The sequence below is a fragment of the Citrobacter sp. LUTT5 genome, assembly GCF_009905315.1.
In the GTDB taxonomy this organism is placed as follows: domain Bacteria; phylum Pseudomonadota; class Gammaproteobacteria; order Enterobacterales; family Enterobacteriaceae; genus Citrobacter; species Citrobacter freundii.
On the sequence record NZ_CP047606.1, the window covers coordinates 4,199,165 to 4,217,016 of the forward strand.

Below are 17,852 nucleotides of genomic sequence, written 5' to 3' on the forward strand. Positions count from 1 at the left end.
ACATCACGAAGGGTAGTAAAAGCTATAAATTACGTAAATCAAGCACATCTTTCATATCAAAAAGACCATTTGACTTTGATTTTAGCCAAATTGCCGATCTCACCGCGCCGTTCGCAAAAGTCATGCGGCTGGACGCTTTATGCGTGATCTCAATACGCTCGCCAATATCAGCAAACATCGCGGTATGCTCACCAACGATATCCCCCGCCCGCACCGTGGCAAAGCCGATCGTGCCCGGTACGCGCTCGCCGGTGTAACCTTCACGCGAATAGACTGCGCAGTCTTTCAGATCTTTATCCAGCGCCCCGGCAATCGCCTCGCCCATCGCCAGCGCAGTACCTGACGGCGCATCAACTTTATGGCGGTGGTGGGCTTCAATAATCTCAATATCGGTGTAATCGCCCATCACTTTCGCCGCTTTCTCCAGCAGCTTAAGCATAACGTTCACGCCGACGCTAAAGTTCGCGGCGAAAACGATAGCAATCTCCTGCGCGGCATCACGAATAGCCTGTTTACCCGCGTCATCAAAGCCGGTGGTGCCAATCACCATCCCTTTACCGTGCTGGCGGCAAAACGCCAGATGCGTCAGCGTGCCTTCCGGGCGGGTAAAATCGATGAAAACATCGAAATCATCTTTCACCGCTTCAAGGCTACTTTGTACGGTAACGCCCGTTTTCCCGGCTCCCGCTAACTCTCCGGCATCGCTTCCTAATAAGGAGGAACCTTCGCGCTCCAGCGCCGCGCCCAGCTGTACGCCTTCCATGCCGAGAGTGGCCTGAATCAACTGACGCCCCATGCGTCCTCCGGCTCCCGCGATGGCAACGCGGATTTGTGCATCATGCATAGCTATTCTCTTTTGTTAATTTTACGTAAATCGTTTTCAGATTAACCAGCGCAACGCTGCACCGCCAGCCGAAAACGTCGATAATTAGAATTTAATGATAAACAGGCAGAGATATCAGTAAAAGGCATGACGCCACGGAAAAAGCAGCGTCATCGGGTTATAAAGCGCGGAGATCAAGGGGCCAGTGTCAGCACCTCTGCCACCCACTGCTGGAAACCTTCAACGTTCAGACCCAGCGCAACCTGCGCATTTGCTGGATGCCCCAGACGTCCTTCGATATCCACCACCGTCGTACCTGAGGTATATTCGCCCTGGGTTTCAACCGCCACGAAACACGACTGCAGGGTAAACAGTTCCGGGCGCACCAGCCAGGCAATGGCACACAGATCGTGCATTCGCAGCCCCGTATTCATACTGCCGCTACGGTAATGGCTAAACAGCGCGTGCAGCATTTTTCCCGTCTGGTTAAGCTGGGGGAGCGTCGCCAGATAGTCCGGGGCGAGCATGGCCTGGTTAGTAACATCCAGCCCACACATCACAATATCCAGCCCGCTCTGGAAGACTTTTGCGGCAGCCTCGGGATCGATAGCAATATTAAACTCGGCGTTGGGTGTGAAGTTCCCGCGCCCGGCAGAGCCGCCCATAATCACCAGACGGTGAATGTTGAATACGCATTCAGGATAATGGGTCAGCAGCAGCGCAATGTTGGTCAGCGGGCCAATTGCCACCAGCGTCACGGGCTGCGGGGCATGCATCAGCGCATCGCGAATCGCCTGGAAGGCGGGTTTTGCCATCGCCTGGCGGTCGTGTTCGACAAATTCATACCCTTCCATACCGGACTCGCCGTGCACGGAAGCGGCATCACGCAGCGGCCGCACCAGCGGCATCGATGCTCCCTGCGCCAGTGGAACATCCGCATTCCAGAAGTGCAGCAGTTGCAACGCATTACGGGTGGTTTTTTCCACCGACACATTGCCTGCTACCGTGGTCATCAGTTGCAGATCCAGCTCAGGGGCAAACAGCGCGGCGGCAATGGCGGCGGCATCATCAATGCCGGGATCGGTATCAAGAATGATCGGTAAGCGCATGGTTTCTCCATAAAAAAATGCCAGACGTTAAGTCTGGCATCTTCTCATAATCGTAACCGGAAAGACTTACTCTACTTCACGAACATCCACACGCAGCTCTTTCGGCACTTCGAAAACGATGTTCTCTTCGCGGCCTTCCAGCGGAATAGCTTCCTCACCGCCAAGCTCCTGCAGGCGAGCAATCACGTTTTGCACCAGGATATCCGGCGCCGAGGCTCCGGCCGTCACGCCTACGCACTTCGCCTCTTTCACCCACGCTTCCTGGATGTCGGTCGCATCGTCAATCAAATACGCCGCTTTCCCCATTCGCTGTGCCAGTTCAGCCAGACGGTTGGAGTTAGAGGAGTTCTTCGAGCCGACCACCAGCACAACATCAGCCAGTTCCGCCAGCGCGCGAACCGCTTCCTGACGGTTGGTGGTGGCATAACAGATATCGTCTTTACGCGGTCCGACAATTTTCGGGAAGCGTTGACGCAAAGCATCAATAACGTCAGAAGTATCGTCAACGGAGAGCGTGGTCTGCGTCATGAAGGATAATTTGCCTTCATTTTTCACATTCAGTTTCAGCACATCATCTGGTGATTCAACCAGATACATTCCGCCTTGCGGGTTGCTGTACTGGCCCATCGTGCCTTCGACTTCCGGGTGTCCGGCGTGACCAATCAGAATGGATTCTTCGCCACGACGGCTGGCGCGGGCAACTTCCATATGCACTTTCGTGACTAGCGGACAGGTTGCATCAAAAACCGTGAGGTCGCGGCCTTTGGCTTCGTTACGCACCGCCTGAGACACGCCATGAGCGGAGAAAATCAGGATCGCGCCATCCGGCACTTCGCTGATTTGCTCGATAAAAATAGCGCCGCGCTCGCGCAGGCTATCCACCACATAACGGTTATGTACCACTTCATGACGGACATAAATCGGTGCGCCGTAAATAGCCAACGCGTTTTCGACAATGCTGATAGCGCGGTCTACGCCAGCGCAAAAACCGCGCGGGTTGGCCAACAGGATCTGCATTTTACGCCTCCAGTGCCGGTTCGACTTCCAGCACTTCAATATCAAAATGAACGGTATGCCCAGCCAGCGGATGGTTGAAATCAACCGTGATCGAGTCACCGTTGATTTCACGGATCACGCCAGGCATCTCACTGCCGTCCATTGCGGTAAAGAGCATGATAGCGCCAATTTCTGGCTCGCCCGCGTCCATAAATTCCCGACGCGAGAAATACTGAATTAAGTCCGGACTTGATACGCCAAAGGCGGCATCCGGCTCCAGAGCAAAGGTGGTTTTATCGCCTTCTTTTAGCCCCAGCAGGTGTTGCTCCAGTCCTTCAGACAGAGAACCGTCGCCCAGGCGAAACAGCGCAGGCTTGCCGTTATTGCGGGTTGACTCTGCGGTGGAGCCATCGTCGAGCTTAAGGGTGAAGTGCACCAGCACCGCACTGTTACTCTGTACTGATTTAGACATGCAGGTTGCTCTTTAAAATTGCTGCCGCCTGTCTGCCCGGTGGCGCTACGCTTACCGGGCCTACAAGGATCGCAGTAAATTGTAGGCCGGATTAGCATAGCGCCATCCGGCATTTTTTTATGCGGCTTTTTTCTCTTTCGACGGCAGGAAGCCTTCGAGAACAATCAATGCCGCCCCGATACAGATAGCTGTATCGGCCAGATTGAAGGTCGCGAAATGCCAGTCGCCGACGTAAAAGTCAATCATATCAACCACGAAGCCGTGCCACAGGCGGTCAAACAAGTTGCCCAGCGCACCGCCAATGATTAACGCATACGCGATGTTGTTCAGCTTCTGCGTCGCCTTCGAGCGATACATCATCACCATCAGGATGACGCAAATACCGATAGCGATACCGGCAAAGAACCAACGTTGCCAGCCGCCGCTGTCAGCTAAGAAGCTAAACGCCGCACCATAGTTACGCGCGTAGTGCAGATTAAGCGACGGAAACAGCGACACCGTATCCCCCAGAGCAAAGTTCTGGAGGATCAGGTACTTGCTGCCTAAATCGATAATCAGCACGACTACCACCAGCCACAGCCAGCGTAGTCCTGTTGAACAAAGAGGCTTACTCATCAGGCAAACTTACGTTGTTCGCCATCACCGGCGATGTTGCTGACACAGCGTCCGCAGATATCTGCATGTTCCGCCACCTGGCCGACGTCGGTAGTGTAATGCCAGCAGCGCGGGCATTTCTCACCTTCAGCTTTGCTCAGTACGATTTTCAGACCTTTGAGCAGTTCGCTCTGCTGAGCATCAGCAGGAGCAGCCGCATAATCCGCAACCGTCGCACCAGAGGTCAGCAGTACAAAACGCAACTCTTCACCCAGCGCGGTCAGTTTCGCCGCCAGCTCAGGTTCAGCGTACAGGGTCACTGCCGCTTCCAGAGAACCGCCGACTTTCTTATCCGCACGCGCCTGCTCGATAACCTTGTTCACTTCGCCGCGCACTTTCAGCAGCTCGTCCCAGTAGGCATCGTTCATCGCTTCGGTTTCACCTAAGCCAAACAGACCTTCGTACCATTCACCGGTAAAGACGTACTTCTCACGATCGCCCGGCAGGTAGCCCCAGATTTCATCGGCGGTGAAGGACATGATCGGCGCCATCCAACGAACCAGCGCTTCTGCAATATGGAACAGCGCAGTCTGGCAGCTACGACGCGCCACGCTGTCCGCTTTCGCGGTGTACTGACGGTCTTTGATGATGTCGAGGTAGAACGAACCCATTTCTACGGAGCAGAAGCGCATCAGGCGCTGTACCACTTCGTGGAAGTCATAGGCTTCATAGGCTTTCAGGATTTCGTCCTGCGCCGCTTGCGCACAACCTACCGCCCAACGATCCAGCACCACCATCTCTTCCGGTTTCACCATGTCTTTAACCGGATCGAACCCGTTCAGGTTCGCCAGCAGGAAGCGCGCGGTGTTACGGATACGACGATAGCTGTCGGCAGCACGTTTCAGGATTTCGTCAGAAACGGCCATTTCGCCAGTATAGTCGGTAGAAGCAACCCACAGACGCAGAATATCCGCGCCGAGTTTGTTCATCACGTCCTGCGGAGAAACGGTGTTACCGATAGATTTGGACATCTTACGGCCCTGACCATCAACGGTGAAACCGTGGGTCAGTACCTGGCGATAAGGTGCTTTGCCTTTCATGGCGGTGGAGATCATCAGGGAAGACATGAACCAGCCACGGTGCTGGTCAGAACCTTCCAGATACATATCTGCCGCATGGCCCGCAAACTCAGGACGCACATCCACGACGGATGAGTGGGTTGAACCGGAGTCGAACCACACGTCCAGCGTATCCGGGACTTTGACATACTGGTCAGCTTCGTCGCCGAGGATATCTTTCGGATCGAGATCCCACCACGCCTGGATGCCGTCAACTTCAACGCGTTTAGCCACTTCTTCCATCAGTTCGATAGCGCGCGGATGCAGCTCTTCGGTGTCTTTGTGAACAAACAGAGACATCGGCACACCCCACGTACGCTGACGGGAGATACACCAGTCAGGACGGTTGGCAACCATCGATTCAATACGCGCCTGGCCCCAGTCCGGGATCCACTGTACGCCTTTGATCTCTTTCAGCGACTGCGCGCGCAGGCCTTTCTGATCCATGCTGACGAACCACTGCGGGGTCGCACGGAAGATGATCGGTGACTTGTGACGCCAGCAGCATGGGTAGCTGTGCTGCATCTTCTCAACGTGCAGCAGCGCGCCTTTTTCGCTCAGCAGCGCAACGATTTTGTCGTTGGCTTTAAAGACGTTCACACCGTCCAGATCCGGATAGGTACCCGCCAGGTATGCGCCGTCCGGGCCAACCGGGTTAGCGATTTCCAGACCGTATTTCTGGCTGATGACGTAGTCATCCGGACCGTGACCGCCAGCGGTATGGACCGCACCGGTACCCGCGTCCAGCGTAACGTGATCGCCAAGGATAGCCGGCACGTCAAAGCCCATAAACGGATGGGTAAAGCGCAGCAGTTCCAGCTCAGCGCCTTTCACTGTGCCGAGAATGGTGTATTCAGCCGCGCCAATACGCTGCATGACGCTTTCAACCAGATCTTTCGCCAGAATCACAGCCTGGCCGTCAATCTGCACCAGCGCATAGTCAAAATCAGGTGCCAGAGAGATTGCGCGGTTCGCCGGTAACGTCCACGGGGTGGTAGTCCAGATAACCAGTGAGATCGGGCCGTTGACGTCAGAAACGCCAAACTTCGCTTTCACCGCATCCTGATCGGCAGCGTGGAACGCCACGTCGATGGACGGGGAGGTTTTGTCATAATACTCAACTTCCGCTTCCGCCAGCGCGGAACGGCAGTCAACGCACCAGTGCACCGGCTTCGCACCTTTATGCAGATGGCCGTTGCCAATGATTTTACCCAGCGCGCGAATGATATTGGCTTCGGTTTTGAAGTCCATGGTCAGGTACGGATGCGACCAGTCGCCCAGTACGCCAAGACGGATAAAGTCTTTACGCTGACCGTCAACCTGCGTAGCAGCGTATTCACGGCACTTGGCGCGGAACTCAGCAGCGGTGAACTTCTCGCCCGGCTTGCCGTATTCCTGCTCTACTTTCAGCTCGATCGGCAGACCGTGGCAGTCCCAGCCCGGAACGTACGGCGAGTCATAGCCCGTGAGTCCTTTGGACTTCACGATAATGTCTTTCAGAATCTTGTTAACCGAGTGACCAATATGAATGCTGCCATTCGCATAAGGAGGGCCATCATGCAGAATGAAGGTTTTTTTGCCTTTTTTGGCCGCACGAATGATGCCGTACAGGTCATCATCAGTCCAACGCGCCAGCATTCCCGGTTCGCGCTTGGCGAGATCGCCGCGCATCGGGAACCCTGTTTCCGGCAAATTCAGGGTTGATTTATAGTCACTCATCAGATTCTCGGTTCCGTATTTAAAACTCGTATAGGCATTAAGCCGGTTTTGTTAGCCCAAAAAATTCACGGGCAGTCAACTCATCACGCGCAATCTGCGCTTTTAGTTCATCCAGCGAGGCAAATCGCTGTTCGCTGCGTATTTTTTTACGCAGTACTACATCTATATGGCGACCATACAGGTCCATTACAACGTCCAATAGATGCACTTCCAACTGCTGGCGTACGCCTGCTACCGTCGGGCGGGTGCCGATGTTGGCGACGCCGGGCAACGGTTTGTCACCCAGTCCCATCACTTCAACCGCATAAACACCTTTCACCGGAGAAACCTGACGACGAAGCGGTAAGTTTGCCGTCGGAAAACCGATGGTACGCCCTAACTCATCACCGTGAACGACGCGTCCTGAGATAGTAAAAGGATGCCCAAGCAGGCTTTCGGCCTGTTGCAGGTTATCTTCGGCCAGCGCCTGACGTACTGCGGTGCTGCTGATACGCACACCGCCTTCACAGAAGGTTTGGGTGCTGGTGATATCAAAACCATACTCAGCGCCCGCTTCCTGTAATAACAAGAAATCGCCCGCACGGCTAGCGCCAAAGCGGAAATCATCGCCAACGGCAAGAAATTGTACACCAAGGCGCTTCACCAGCAGGTCGCTGATGAAGGTCTGCGCCGTTAATGCGGCGAAACGCCTGTCAAAACGCACACACAGCACATAGTCCACACCGCATTCGGCCAGATAACGCAGTTTTTCCCGCAGGCGGGTAAGGCGCGCAGGTGACTTGTCCGTCGCAAACAGTTCCAGCGGTTGTGGCTCGAAAATCATTACCACCACCGGTAAATTGCGTTTGCGCCCTTCTTCCCGTAAGCCTTGCAGCAACGCACGGTGGCCACGGTGCACACCGTCGAAATTACCAATAGTCAGCACACACCCATGCGGGGCCTGGCTGAGATTATGTATGCCTCGTATCAGCTTCATGTCTGGCTCAAAACAGTGAAAATCGTGAAAGTATACCCTGTACCGCGGTCAAGGTTAACCGGCGATTGTTTCTACGAAACAGAAAGAGGATGGTTTTCATTGTTATGAAACAAATTGACGCCCTTCACGGGCACACCAATGCAATTTTTCTCGTCGAAAAGCTGTATTCACGCCACGCAAGCTGGTAGAATCCTGCGCCATCACTACGCAACGAGTGCTGGAATTTAAACGGCGCTTATTTGCACAAATCCATTGACAAAAGAAGGCTAAAAGGGCATATTCCTCGGCCTTTGAATTGTCCATATAGAACACATTTGGGAGTTGGACCTTGGCTAATATCAAATCAGCTAAGAAGCGCGCCGTTCAGTCTGAAAAGGCCCGCAAGCACAACGCTAGCCGTCGCTCTATGATGCGTACTTTCATCAAGAAAGTATACGCAGCTATCGAAGCTGGCGACAAAGCTACTGCACTGAAAGCATTTAACGAAATGCAACCAATCGTGGACCGTCAGGCTGCTAAAGGTCTGATCCACAAAAACAAAGCTGCACGTCATAAAGCAAACCTGACTGCACAGATCAACAAACTGGCTTAATCGCCTGCTTGTCGACGCTTTGTGAAAAAACCCGCGCAAGCGGGTTTTTTTATGCCTGCTATCTGGCGTTTTTCTCTTCAGCCACGGATGTTGTTCTCGCTCGCCCACACTCTTCCTGACCAGCCTGTTTTTTCAGCTATCCCTCCCTTAGTTAGTCGCGTCGCGTAATACTTGAAAGTTATTTTCTTTCACTGTTTTCCTTTTTTTATTTCATTATTAAAAAAACTGTGACCACCTTAGCAAATAGAAACATCTCTCATTCAAAAACGAATAAACGCAATCCTGATGTAAGATTTGATAATTGATTGCTGCGGTAGGGTCAACTACTTTCCATGTACACCTTACTCACTCATTTTAATCTGAGGTTAAATTCAGTAACGACATAAAAAATAATATTTAAAACTTGCTTGGAAAGTAAAAGTTGTTTTTCTGGGCGTATCGCACCAATATCGGAGTTATTATTATGAGTTCTGTTATTGAGGATACCCAGTCTTGCGGGTCAGCATCATTATCTTTACTACAGCGTATTAGCTACGGCTCTTTGGATGTGGCAGGTAATCTACTGTACTGTTTCGGCTCAACCTACATCTTATATTTCTACACTGACGTTGCGGGTATTAGTCTCGCCGTAGCAGGTGTCATCCTGCTGTTGGCGCGTATCGTAGATGGTATAGATGCCCCAATCTGGGGTATCATTATCGATAAAACACGTTCACGTTACGGTAAATGTCGTCCCTGGTTCTTATGGCTGCCGCTGCCTTTTGGTGTATTCAGCGCGCTGTCATTTTGGTCTCCAGATATCAGCATGACAGGAAAAGCCATATATGCAGCAATATCCTACATGATTGCCAGCATTTTATTTACCGGACTCAATACACCGCTCAGCGCAATATTACCTCTAATGACTCTGTCCCCTAAGGAACGGCTGATATTAAATTCCTGGAGAATGACCGGGGGACAAATCGGGGTTTTATTAATGAATGCCACAGCATTACCCCTGGTTGCATTTTTAGGTAACGGAAATGATCATGCCGGATTTATTTACACGGCGATTCTGTTTGCTGCGATATCCTGTTCGCTAACGCTTTTCGCCTTTAAAAATATCCGCGAAATGGATGCGGATAAAATACAGCAAGAACCCAAACTGCCGATGAAAAAAAGTTTCACGGCAATGAAAGGTAACTGGCCATGGATCCTGATGGTGCTGGCCAATCTGATCTTCTGGATTGCCCTGCAACAGCGGTCCACAACCATTGTTTATTATCTGACCTACAACCTCGATCGCAAAGACCTGGTTCCGCTGATTAACAGTCTGGCGACGATTCAGATCCTGTTCATCATCGCCATCCCTTTCTTTAGCAAATTCCTGGCTAAAACCTGGATATGGGTAGGAGGCTTGCTGGTCGCCACGTTCGGCGGCGTCTTGATGTGGCTGGCGGCGGACAACATACCTTTCCTCATCGCGGCCTGGGTGCTCGGCAATATCGGTAGCGGAATCGCCTGCTCAATGCCGTTTGCCATGTTGGGCTTTGCCGTCGACTTCGGTGCCTGGAAAACGGGCATCAAGGCCACGGGCATTCTTATCGCCTTCGGCAGTACTTTCTGCATCAAGATGGGCAGTGGTCTGGGTACCGCTTTCGCCGCCTGGATCATGAACAGTTTTGGCTATGTCCCGAACCATGCCCAAAGCGCTGCGGGCCTGGAAGGCATTACCTGGGCCTTTATCTGGGCGCCCGCCCTACTCTTCGCACTCGCGGCGATCCCGCTACTTTTCTTCCGTAAGTACGAAGCAATGGAAGAGACGATTCGCCACGATCTGGAAACCATCACCCAATAACTTTCTTAATCTTTACCCTCAAAATATGGGAGGCACCACCATGCCATTTGTGCAACATGACCCGCGTCGTCTGGTCTGGCAGCAAAACGATCGCTATTTGTGGATTGAACCCTGGGGCGAGAACAGCCTGCGCGTACGCAGTGGTCGTCATCTGCCGGTAATGAGAAATGAAGACTGGGCATTGACTGAGCCAGTCGCAGAAAGCCACTGCCACATCGATTATGAGCACCACCAGGCGACAATGACCAACGGCAAAATTATCGCTATCGTCAATCAAAAAGGACAAGTTACCTTTTACCGTCATCCACACAAACCCTTGTTGCAGGAGTTCTGGCGCCTGCGGGGCGAAATTGGCGAGGATGAATCTTCTCACGGCCAGTACGTCAGCGCACTCAACCTTGAGGGACGCGAATTCCGCCCTATTCAGGGTGGGAAATATTCACTTAAAGCCCGCTTCGAAGCCACCGAAGGGGAAAAAATTTACGGCATGGGCCAATATCAGCAGGCCAATCTGGATCTCAAAGGATGCGTGCTCGAACTGGCCCAGCGCAACTCTCAGGCCTCGGTGCCCTTTATGCTCTCAAGCCTGGGCTACGGATTTTTATGGAACAATCCGGCGGTCGGCCGCGTGACATTCGCCCACAACGTGACCGAGTGGGAAGCTCAAATCAGCGAGCAGCTGGACTACTGGATCACCGCTGGCGATACCCCGGCAGAAATTAGCCGGGCGTATGCGCTCGCCACGGGCACGCCGCCGATGATGCCGGATTACGCCATGGGCTTCTGGCAGTGCAAGTTACGTTATCGCACTCAGGAGGAGTTGCTCGCCGTCGCCCGCGAGTACAAACGGCGCAATCTCCCCATCTCGGTAATCGTGATCGATTTCTTCCACTGGCCAAATCAGGGGGACTGGATGTTCGACTCGCGGGACTGGCCCGATCCCGATGCCATGATCGCCGAGCTAAAATCGCTGGGTATTGAGCTAATGGTCTCCGTCTGGCCAACTGTGGATAGCCGAACCGAGAGCTATCGGGAGATGCGCGAAAACGGCTGGCTGGTGCAAACAGAGCGCGGATTGCCGATTAATATGGATTTCCTCGGCAATACCACTTTCTTTGATGCCACCCATCCCGACGCTCGCGACTACGTCTGGGGTAAAGCAAAACGCAACTATTACGATAAAGGCGTGAAGCTCTTCTGGCTAGACGAAGCCGAGCCGGAGTTCAGCGTTTACGACTACGATAATTATCGCTACCACGCCGGACCGGTGCTGGAAGTGGGCAATATCTACCCGCGAATGTACGCCAAAACCTTTTTTGACGGCATGAAAGCCGATGGCGAAGACCAGGTTATCAACCTGCTACGCTGCGCCTGGGCCGGAAGTCAGAAATACGGCGCGCTGGTCTGGTCAGGTGATATCCACTCATCGTTTCGTTCTCTGCGCAATCAGTTTGCCGCCGGGATGAACATGGGTATTGCAGGTATCCCGTGGTGGACAACAGATATTGGCGGCTTTCATGGCGGCAATATTCACGACCCACACTTTCATGAGTTGCTGATTCGCTGGTTCCAGTGGGGCGTGTTTAGCCCAGTGATGCGCCTGCACGGCAACCGCGATCCGCAGATTTTACCAGAACATCCTTACCGTGACGGTATTGCCCAGTGTCCGACCGGGGCGGCAAACGAAGTGTGGAGCTATGGTGAAGAGGTGTGCGAAGTGTTGACCGGCTGTCTGACGTTGCGAGAAAAGTTAAGGCCGTACATCAAAGCGGTGATGGCGGAAACACACGAACGCAATGCCCCGGTTATGCGCACCCTGTTTTTTGAATTCCCAGAACAGACAAGGAGTTGGGAGATTACCGACCAGTACTGTTTTGGCCCCGACCTGCTGGTTGCGCCCGTCATGCTTGAAGGTATGCGCGAGCGTGACGTTTGGCTACCGGAAGGTGAAACATGGACGGATCTTGCAACCGGCGAGAGCTATCAGGGAGGACAAACGCTGCGCTATGACGCTCCCCTGAACAGAATTCCGGTATTTATCCGCGAAGGCGGGCAGTATCGTAATATGTTGAAACTGTAGTCACAGTCCGGCTGCGGTTAGTACACCGCAGCCGGCAACATGAAGGCGTTTAGACCTGTGGCGACTTGAACAGTGCTGAGTAGTCCGTATTGCAAATACGCTGCACCGCCGGATGCTGGATCATCCTTTCAGCAAATATGGCGTGATACTCCTCCATCACATTCTCTACGCGTCCAATTTCAACAATAGAATCATCGGCATAGAAATTGTGTGAATACAGCGTAGGTGCAACGAAAATGGCATTATGCGTTGCGCCAAACGCTTTCATCAGCGCAGCGTCATCAAACTCGCCGAGGATTTCGACATTCAATCCTTGTGAGTTGATCCAATTCAGCAGCTTACGACCGAGCATTGAACGACGTCCAGGGATCAGTAATCGACGCTCCTCAAGGCAGGCCGGGAAGGGTTTTTCAGGCAACGGTTTGGTGCACCAAAAACTCACGCTGCATTCGCCTATCCGCACTGAGAACAGCCCTTCCTGCTGCGTAGAGTCGATCGGGCAGTCGGAGATAATCATATCCAGCTTATGCTGACTGAGTTGATCCAACAGCATCTCATGTGTTGACTCAAAACAACGCAGATGGATTTGTTCATCTTCAACCACAGCGGCATCCAGCACGCTGCTGACCAGCTGCTTCGATAGCGCATCCGCCACGCCGACATCAAACAGTAAATTAGACTCTTTGCGGTAGTTCACGATATCCAGCATTTCCTGGCTTAAGGTGAACATCTTATCCGCATAACGAAAAACCAATTCGCCTAACTCACTAGGCTCCAGTCCACGCCCCTTGCGCTTGAACAGCTTTCCCTGCAAACGTTCCTCAAGCGCTTTAATCTGCCCGGTAATGGTCTGCGGCGTCAGATAAAGCGCTTCTGCAGCGCCAACCACCGAACCTTCTTTATAGACATGCCAAAAGTAGTACAGGTGGTTGTAGTTTATATGAGACATACTCACTCCCTGAAAATTGTCACAAAAGGGTTATCCCGTCAGGCTGACGCGTTCAACCGGGTGCGTAACCAGCAGTAACCTATTACCGCCGACAGCAAGGAACCGATCAGGATCCCCAGTTTCGCCCAGTTAATCAGCTCAGGATCGACGTTCCCAAACGCCAGGCTGGCGATAAAAATCGACATCGTAAAGCCAATGCCGCACAGAATGCCGACCGCCATAATTTGCTGGAAGTTCGTTCCCTCCGGCAATTGCGCCACCTTAAGGCGTAACGCCAGCCAGCAAAACAGGCTGATACCCAGTGGTTTGCCGATCAACAGGCCGGCAATGATCCCCAGCGGTAACACCGAGGTCAGTCCATCAATAGTAACGCCCTGCAGTGAAACGCCCGCGTTGGCGAAGGCAAACAGTGGCAGGATCAGGTATGCCACCCATGGATGCAGAACATGCTCCAGTCGCTTCGCCGGTGAACGCCCGTGTTTTTCCTTCAACGGAATAAAGAAGCCGACGATCACACCCGCCAAAGTTGCATGCACGCCCGACTTCAGTACGGCAGTCCACAGCACCACGCCAACCAGAATATAAATCCCGGTACGTCTCACTCCGCACAGATTCAAGGCCGCCAGGACGAGAATGGCACACGCGGCAACGCCCAGCGACAGCAGCGAGAGATCGCTGGTGTAGAACAGTGCGATGATTACGATAGCGCCGAGGTCATCAATAATCGCCAGCGCCATCAGGAATATTTTCAACGCCAGCGGAACGCGGCTGCCCAACAACGCCAGCACACCTAACGCAAAAGCGATGTCCGTTGCCGCCGGGATCGCCCACCCTTCACGGGTGATGGGATCGGCATAGTTGAATGCCAGGTACAGCAGCGCCGGGACAATCATGCCCCCGATAGCGGCAATGATCGGAAACGCTGCCTGACGCAGGCTGGCCAGCGAGCCTTGCATCAACTCACGCTTCACCTCCAGACCAATCAACAGGAAGAACACCGCCATCAACGCGTCGTTGATCCACAGCAGCATATTTTTGTTGATCTCAAGCGCGCCAACCCGCAGTTGAACGGGCGTTTCCAAAAAGGCGTGGTACCATCCACTGGTTACCCCGATGTTTGCCATCAGCATAGCGACCACGGCAGCGATGATCAGAATGATGCCCCCCGAGGCGTCACTACTAAAAAAACGATGCAGATGTTTCACTTTTATTCTCTCTATTGGGTGAATACTTCGTAAATACTATCTTACACCCTCAAAAAGCTCGTTAAAATTAGATTATTTGTGATTGATAGATCGGTTTTTACGATGTATCCAAATAAAGTCGATAAAGATTTTCCGAGCGGAAAACAGAAATAAAAAAGCCTGAGGCTTTTCAGTCCCAGGCTTTTTATTCGAGATAAAACGGCGAATTAGCGAGTCAGATCGTCAAAGAACTTCTTCACACCGTCGAAGAAACTTTTGGAGCGCGGACTGTTTTGTTCACCCGTCGGGCCGCCAAAGCTGTCCTGCAAATCTTTCAGCAGTTGCTTCTGCTTGTCATTCAGGCCAACCGGGGTTTCCACTACCACGCGGCACAGCAGGTCTCCCTGAGCGCCACCGCGTACAGACTTGACGCCCTTTCCACGCATGCGGAAAAGTTTGCCAGTTTGCGTTTCGCCCGGAATTTTTAGCTTCACGCGACCGTCCAGCGTCGGGACTTCAATCTCGCCGCCCAGAGCAGCCATCGCAAAGTTAATCGGCACTTCGCAGTAGAGGTTATTGCCTTCACGTTCGAAAATTGGGTGTTGTTTTACTTGCACCTGAACGTACAAATCACCTGCTGGCGCGCCATGCTCACCGGCTTCGCCTTCACCAGACAAACGGATACGGTCGCCGGTATCAACCCCAGCCGGGATTTTAACAGACAGCGTTTTGCTCTTCTCAACGCGACCATGCCCGTGGCATTTGTTGCACGGATCTTTGATCAGCGTACCGCGGCCCTGACAGTGTGGACAGGTCTGCTGTACGGCAAAAAAGCCCTGACGCATCTGCACCTGACCGGAACCGTGACAGGTTGGACAGGTTTGCGGCTGAGTGCCCGCCTTTGCGCCGCTACCGTGGCAGACGTCACACTCTTCCAGAGTCGGAATACGGATCTCTTTGGTGACGCCACGCACGGCTTCTTCCAGAGTGAGATCCATGTTGTAACGTAAATCAGCACCACGTGAGGCGCGCTGACGACCACGACCGCCGCCAAAGATATCGCCAAACACGTCACCAAAGATATCGCTGAAGTCAGCCCCGCCGCCAAAACCGCCGCCGCCGCCCATACCGCCTTGCTCAAACGCAGCATGACCGTACTGATCGTAGGCCGCACGTTTTTGCGCATCGGTCAGGATCTCGTACGCTTCTTTGATCTCTTTAAACTTGGCTTCGGCCTCTTTATCACCCTGGTTGCGGTCCGGATGATATTTCATGGCCAGGCGCTTGTAGGCCTTTTTGATTTCACGCTCTTCCGCTGATTTGGAAACGCCTAAAATCTCGTAATAGTCTTGCTTAGCCATCTCTTTTTATCTGCCCCTAACATGCGTGCACGGGCGGAGAGGAAACCTCTTCGCCCGTGCCAGTAATTACCCGTTCAAAGGGCGATTATTTTTTGTCTTTCACTTCTTCAAACTCGGCGTCGACAACGTCGTCATCTTTAGCGTTATTTGCAGAAGCATCAGCGCCTGCTGCACCAGCCTGTTGCTGTGCGTGCTGCTGCTGAGCGATTTCCATCAGTTTCTGGGAAACCTGTGCCAGCGCCTGCATTTTCGCTTCGATATCCGCTTTGTCTTCACCTTTCAGAGAAGTTTCCAGCGCGGTCAGTGCAGACTCGATGGCAGTTTTGTCGTCAGCCGGCAGTTTGTCGCCTGCTTCTTCAACCTGCTTGCGAGTGCTGTGCAGCAGATGGTCACCCTGGTTACGGGTCTGAACCAGCTCTTCAAACTTACGGTCAGATTCTGCGTTCGCTTCTGCTTCGCGAACCATTTTCTGAATTTCTTCTTCGTTCAGACCAGAAGAAGCCTTGATGGTGATCTTCTGCTCTTTACCGCTGTTTTTGTCTTTCGCGGAAACGTGCAGGATACCGTCGGCATCGATGTCAAAAGTAACTTCGATCTGCGGCATACCGCGCGGAGCCGGGCTGATACCATCCAGGTTAAACTGACCCAGATCTTTGTTATCAGCAGCACGTTTACGTTCACCCTGCAGCACATGGATGGTTACCGCAGACTGGTTGTCTTCAGCGGTAGAGAACACCTGGCTGTGCTTGGTCGGGATAGTGGTGTTTTTCGCGATCAGCGGAGTCATTACGCCACCCATGGTTTCGATCCCCAGAGACAGCGGGGTAACGTCCAGCAGCAGCACGTCTTTAACATCACCGGTCAATACACCACCCTGAACAGCAGCACCGATTGCTACGGCTTCGTCCGGGTTAACGTCTTTACGCGGTTCTTTACCGAAGAACTCAGCGACTTTCTTCTGCACCATCGGCATACGCGTCTGACCACCAACGAGGATAACGTCGTTGATATCAGATACGGACAGGCCAGCATCCTGCAGAGCAACTTTCAGCGGCTCGATAGAACGGTTAACCAGGTCTTCAACCAGGCTTTCCAGTTTCGCACGGGTCACTTTGATGTTCATGTGTTTCGGACCGGTCGCGTCTGCAGTGATGTACGGCAGGTTCACGTCGGTCTGCTGAGCGGAAGACAGCTCGATCTTCGCTTTCTCAGCGGCTTCTTTCAGACGCTGCATCGCCAGCGGGTCATTACGCAGGTCGATACCCTGATCTTTCTTAAACTCGTCAACCAGGTAGTTGATCATACGGCTGTCGAAGTCTTCACCACCCAGGTGGGTATCACCGTTGGTTGCCAGAACTTCGAAGGTTTTTTCGCCGTCAACTTCGTCGATTTCGATAATAGAGATATCGAAAGTACCACCACCGAGGTCATATACCGCGATAGTACGGTTGCCGACTTCTTTATCCAGACCGTAAGCCAGCGCAGCTGCGGTTGGTTCGTTGATGATACGTTTTACTTCCAGACCTGCGATACGACCGGCGTCTTTAGTTGCCTGACGCTGAGCATCGTTAAAGTATGCAGGTACGGTGATAACTGCTTCAGTTACCGGCTCACCCAGGTAATCTTCAGCCGTTTTCTTCATTTTTTTCAGCACTTCAGCAGAAATCTGCGGCGGTGCCAGTTTCTGACCTTTTACGTCAATCCATGCATCACCGTTGTCAGCACCGATGATTTTGTACGGCATGATGGCTTCATCACGCTGTACTTCTTCGTCCTGGAAGCGGCGGCCAATCAGGCGTTTAATCGCAAACAGGGTGTTTTGCGGGTTTGTCACTGCCTGACGTTTAGCCGGCTGACCAACCAGAGTTTCACCATCCTGGGTATAAGCAATGATAGAAGGCGTGGTGCGATCGCCCTCGGCGTTCTCCAGCACACGTGCAGTAGTGCCATCCATAATCGCTACACAAGAGTTGGTAGTACCCAGGTCGATACCAATAATTTTACCCATCTAAACGTCTCCACTAAAAATTCGGTCATCATGT

The 17,852-nt window shown here is 52.8% G+C and carries 14 protein-coding genes and 1 pseudogene; 3 read left to right on the top strand and 12 right to left on the bottom strand.

What is annotated here, in order from left to right:
- Positions 1-22 precede the first annotated feature (22 nt).
- From dapB to GUC46_RS24135, 8 genes and pseudogenes are all read right to left on the bottom strand, one after another.
- On the bottom strand, positions 23-844 hold the full coding sequence (gene dapB, locus GUC46_RS20150; protein WP_003018920.1) for a 4-hydroxy-tetrahydrodipicolinate reductase: 822 nt from the start codon (positions 842-844) through the stop codon (positions 23-25).
- 173 nt (positions 845-1,017) lie between these two features.
- Positions 1,018-1,932: a ribonucleoside hydrolase RihC gene (gene rihC / locus GUC46_RS20155; protein ID WP_046670915.1), complete on the bottom strand. Its 915-nt coding sequence runs from the start codon at positions 1,930-1,932 to the stop codon at positions 1,018-1,020.
- Between the two features lie 66 nt (positions 1,933-1,998).
- The gene (gene ispH / locus GUC46_RS20160) at positions 1,999-2,949 is read right to left on the bottom strand and encodes a 4-hydroxy-3-methylbut-2-enyl diphosphate reductase (protein WP_088902758.1); all 951 of its coding nucleotides are present in this window, start codon (positions 2,947-2,949) and stop codon (positions 1,999-2,001) included.
- 1 nt (position 2,950) lies between these two features.
- Positions 2,951-3,400 carry an FKBP-type peptidyl-prolyl cis-trans isomerase gene (gene fkpB / locus GUC46_RS20165; RefSeq protein WP_003018929.1) on the bottom strand — a complete coding sequence of 150 codons (450 nt, stop codon included), beginning with the start codon at positions 3,398-3,400 and terminating at the stop codon, positions 2,951-2,953.
- 117 nt (positions 3,401-3,517) lie between these two features.
- Positions 3,518-4,015, bottom strand: a complete 498-nt coding sequence (gene lspA, locus GUC46_RS20170) for a signal peptidase II (RefSeq protein WP_003018932.1) — start codon at positions 4,013-4,015, stop codon at positions 3,518-3,520.
- Positions 4,015-6,831, bottom strand: coding sequence for an isoleucine--tRNA ligase (ileS, locus tag GUC46_RS20175; protein WP_016149528.1), 2,817 nt, complete (start codon positions 6,829-6,831; stop codon positions 4,015-4,017). Before ileS ends, lspA begins: the two co-directional genes overlap by 1 nt.
- A gap of 37 nt (positions 6,832-6,868) precedes the next feature.
- A complete protein-coding gene (gene ribF / locus GUC46_RS20180) occupies positions 6,869-7,807 on the bottom strand; it encodes a bifunctional riboflavin kinase/FAD synthetase (protein ID WP_003845657.1) in 939 nt (312 codons plus the stop codon).
- Positions 7,808-7,814: 7 nt separating this feature from the next.
- Positions 7,815-8,018, bottom strand: a pseudogene (locus GUC46_RS24135) (DUF2575 domain-containing protein).
- A gap of 117 nt (positions 8,019-8,135) precedes the next feature.
- Between GUC46_RS24135 and rpsT the strand changes: the two are divergent.
- From rpsT to GUC46_RS20200, 3 genes are all read left to right on the top strand, one after another.
- A complete protein-coding gene (rpsT, locus tag GUC46_RS20190) occupies positions 8,136-8,399 on the top strand; it encodes a 30S ribosomal protein S20 (protein WP_003018940.1) in 264 nt (87 codons plus the stop codon).
- 463 nt (positions 8,400-8,862) lie between these two features.
- On the top strand, positions 8,863-10,236 hold the full coding sequence (locus GUC46_RS20195) for an MFS transporter (RefSeq protein ID WP_088903374.1): 1,374 nt from the start codon (positions 8,863-8,865) through the stop codon (positions 10,234-10,236).
- A gap of 40 nt (positions 10,237-10,276) precedes the next feature.
- A complete protein-coding gene (locus tag GUC46_RS20200) occupies positions 10,277-12,316 on the top strand; it encodes a TIM-barrel domain-containing protein (RefSeq protein ID WP_103798170.1) in 2,040 nt (679 codons plus the stop codon).
- 49 nt (positions 12,317-12,365) lie between these two features.
- Here the strand turns inward: GUC46_RS20200 and nhaR are convergent, their stop codons facing one another.
- The 4 genes from nhaR to dnaK form a co-directional block, all read right to left on the bottom strand.
- Entirely contained in the window at positions 12,366-13,265 is a 900-nt protein-coding gene (nhaR, locus tag GUC46_RS20205; RefSeq protein WP_003837333.1) for a transcriptional activator NhaR, read from the bottom strand.
- Between the two features lie 38 nt (positions 13,266-13,303).
- Entirely contained in the window at positions 13,304-14,470 is a 1,167-nt protein-coding gene (gene nhaA / locus GUC46_RS20210) for a Na+/H+ antiporter NhaA (RefSeq protein ID WP_003018952.1), read from the bottom strand.
- 206 nt (positions 14,471-14,676) lie between these two features.
- Positions 14,677-15,810: a molecular chaperone DnaJ gene (gene dnaJ, locus GUC46_RS20215; protein WP_003837322.1), complete on the bottom strand. Its 1,134-nt coding sequence runs from the start codon at positions 15,808-15,810 to the stop codon at positions 14,677-14,679.
- Between the two features lie 85 nt (positions 15,811-15,895).
- Positions 15,896-17,818, bottom strand: coding sequence for a molecular chaperone DnaK (gene dnaK / locus GUC46_RS20220; RefSeq protein ID WP_003018959.1), 1,923 nt, complete (start codon positions 17,816-17,818; stop codon positions 15,896-15,898).
- Positions 17,819-17,852 lie beyond the last annotated feature (34 nt).

Bases quoted from the DNA above. Each gene is read 5' to 3' on its own strand.
- lspA (WP_003018932.1), bottom strand. From the start codon at position 4,015: ATGAGTAAGCCTCTTTGTTCAACAGGACTACGCTGGCTGTGGCTGGTG.
- dnaK (WP_003018959.1), bottom strand. From the start codon at position 17,818: ATGGGTAAAATTATTGGTATCGACCTGGGTACTACCAACTCTTGTGTA.
- ispH (WP_088902758.1), bottom strand. From the start codon at position 2,949: ATGCAGATCCTGTTGGCCAACCCGCGCGGTTTTTGCGCTGGCGTAGAC.
- rihC (WP_046670915.1), bottom strand. From the start codon at position 1,932: ATGCGCTTACCGATCATTCTTGATACCGATCCCGGCATTGATGATGCC.
- fkpB (WP_003018929.1), bottom strand. From the start codon at position 3,400: ATGTCTAAATCAGTACAGAGTAACAGTGCGGTGCTGGTGCACTTCACC.
- GUC46_RS20195 (WP_088903374.1), top strand. From the start codon at position 8,863: ATGAGTTCTGTTATTGAGGATACCCAGTCTTGCGGGTCAGCATCATTA.
- dnaJ (WP_003837322.1), bottom strand. From the start codon at position 15,810: ATGGCTAAGCAAGACTATTACGAGATTTTAGGCGTTTCCAAATCAGCG.
- GUC46_RS20200 (WP_103798170.1), top strand. From the start codon at position 10,277: ATGCCATTTGTGCAACATGACCCGCGTCGTCTGGTCTGGCAGCAAAAC.
- ribF (WP_003845657.1), bottom strand. From the start codon at position 7,807: ATGAAGCTGATACGAGGCATACATAATCTCAGCCAGGCCCCGCATGGG.
- ileS (WP_016149528.1), bottom strand. From the start codon at position 6,831: ATGAGTGACTATAAATCAACCCTGAATTTGCCGGAAACAGGGTTCCCG.
- dapB (WP_003018920.1), bottom strand. From the start codon at position 844: ATGCATGATGCACAAATCCGCGTTGCCATCGCGGGAGCCGGAGGACGC.
- nhaR (WP_003837333.1), bottom strand. From the start codon at position 13,265: ATGTCTCATATAAACTACAACCACCTGTACTACTTTTGGCATGTCTAT.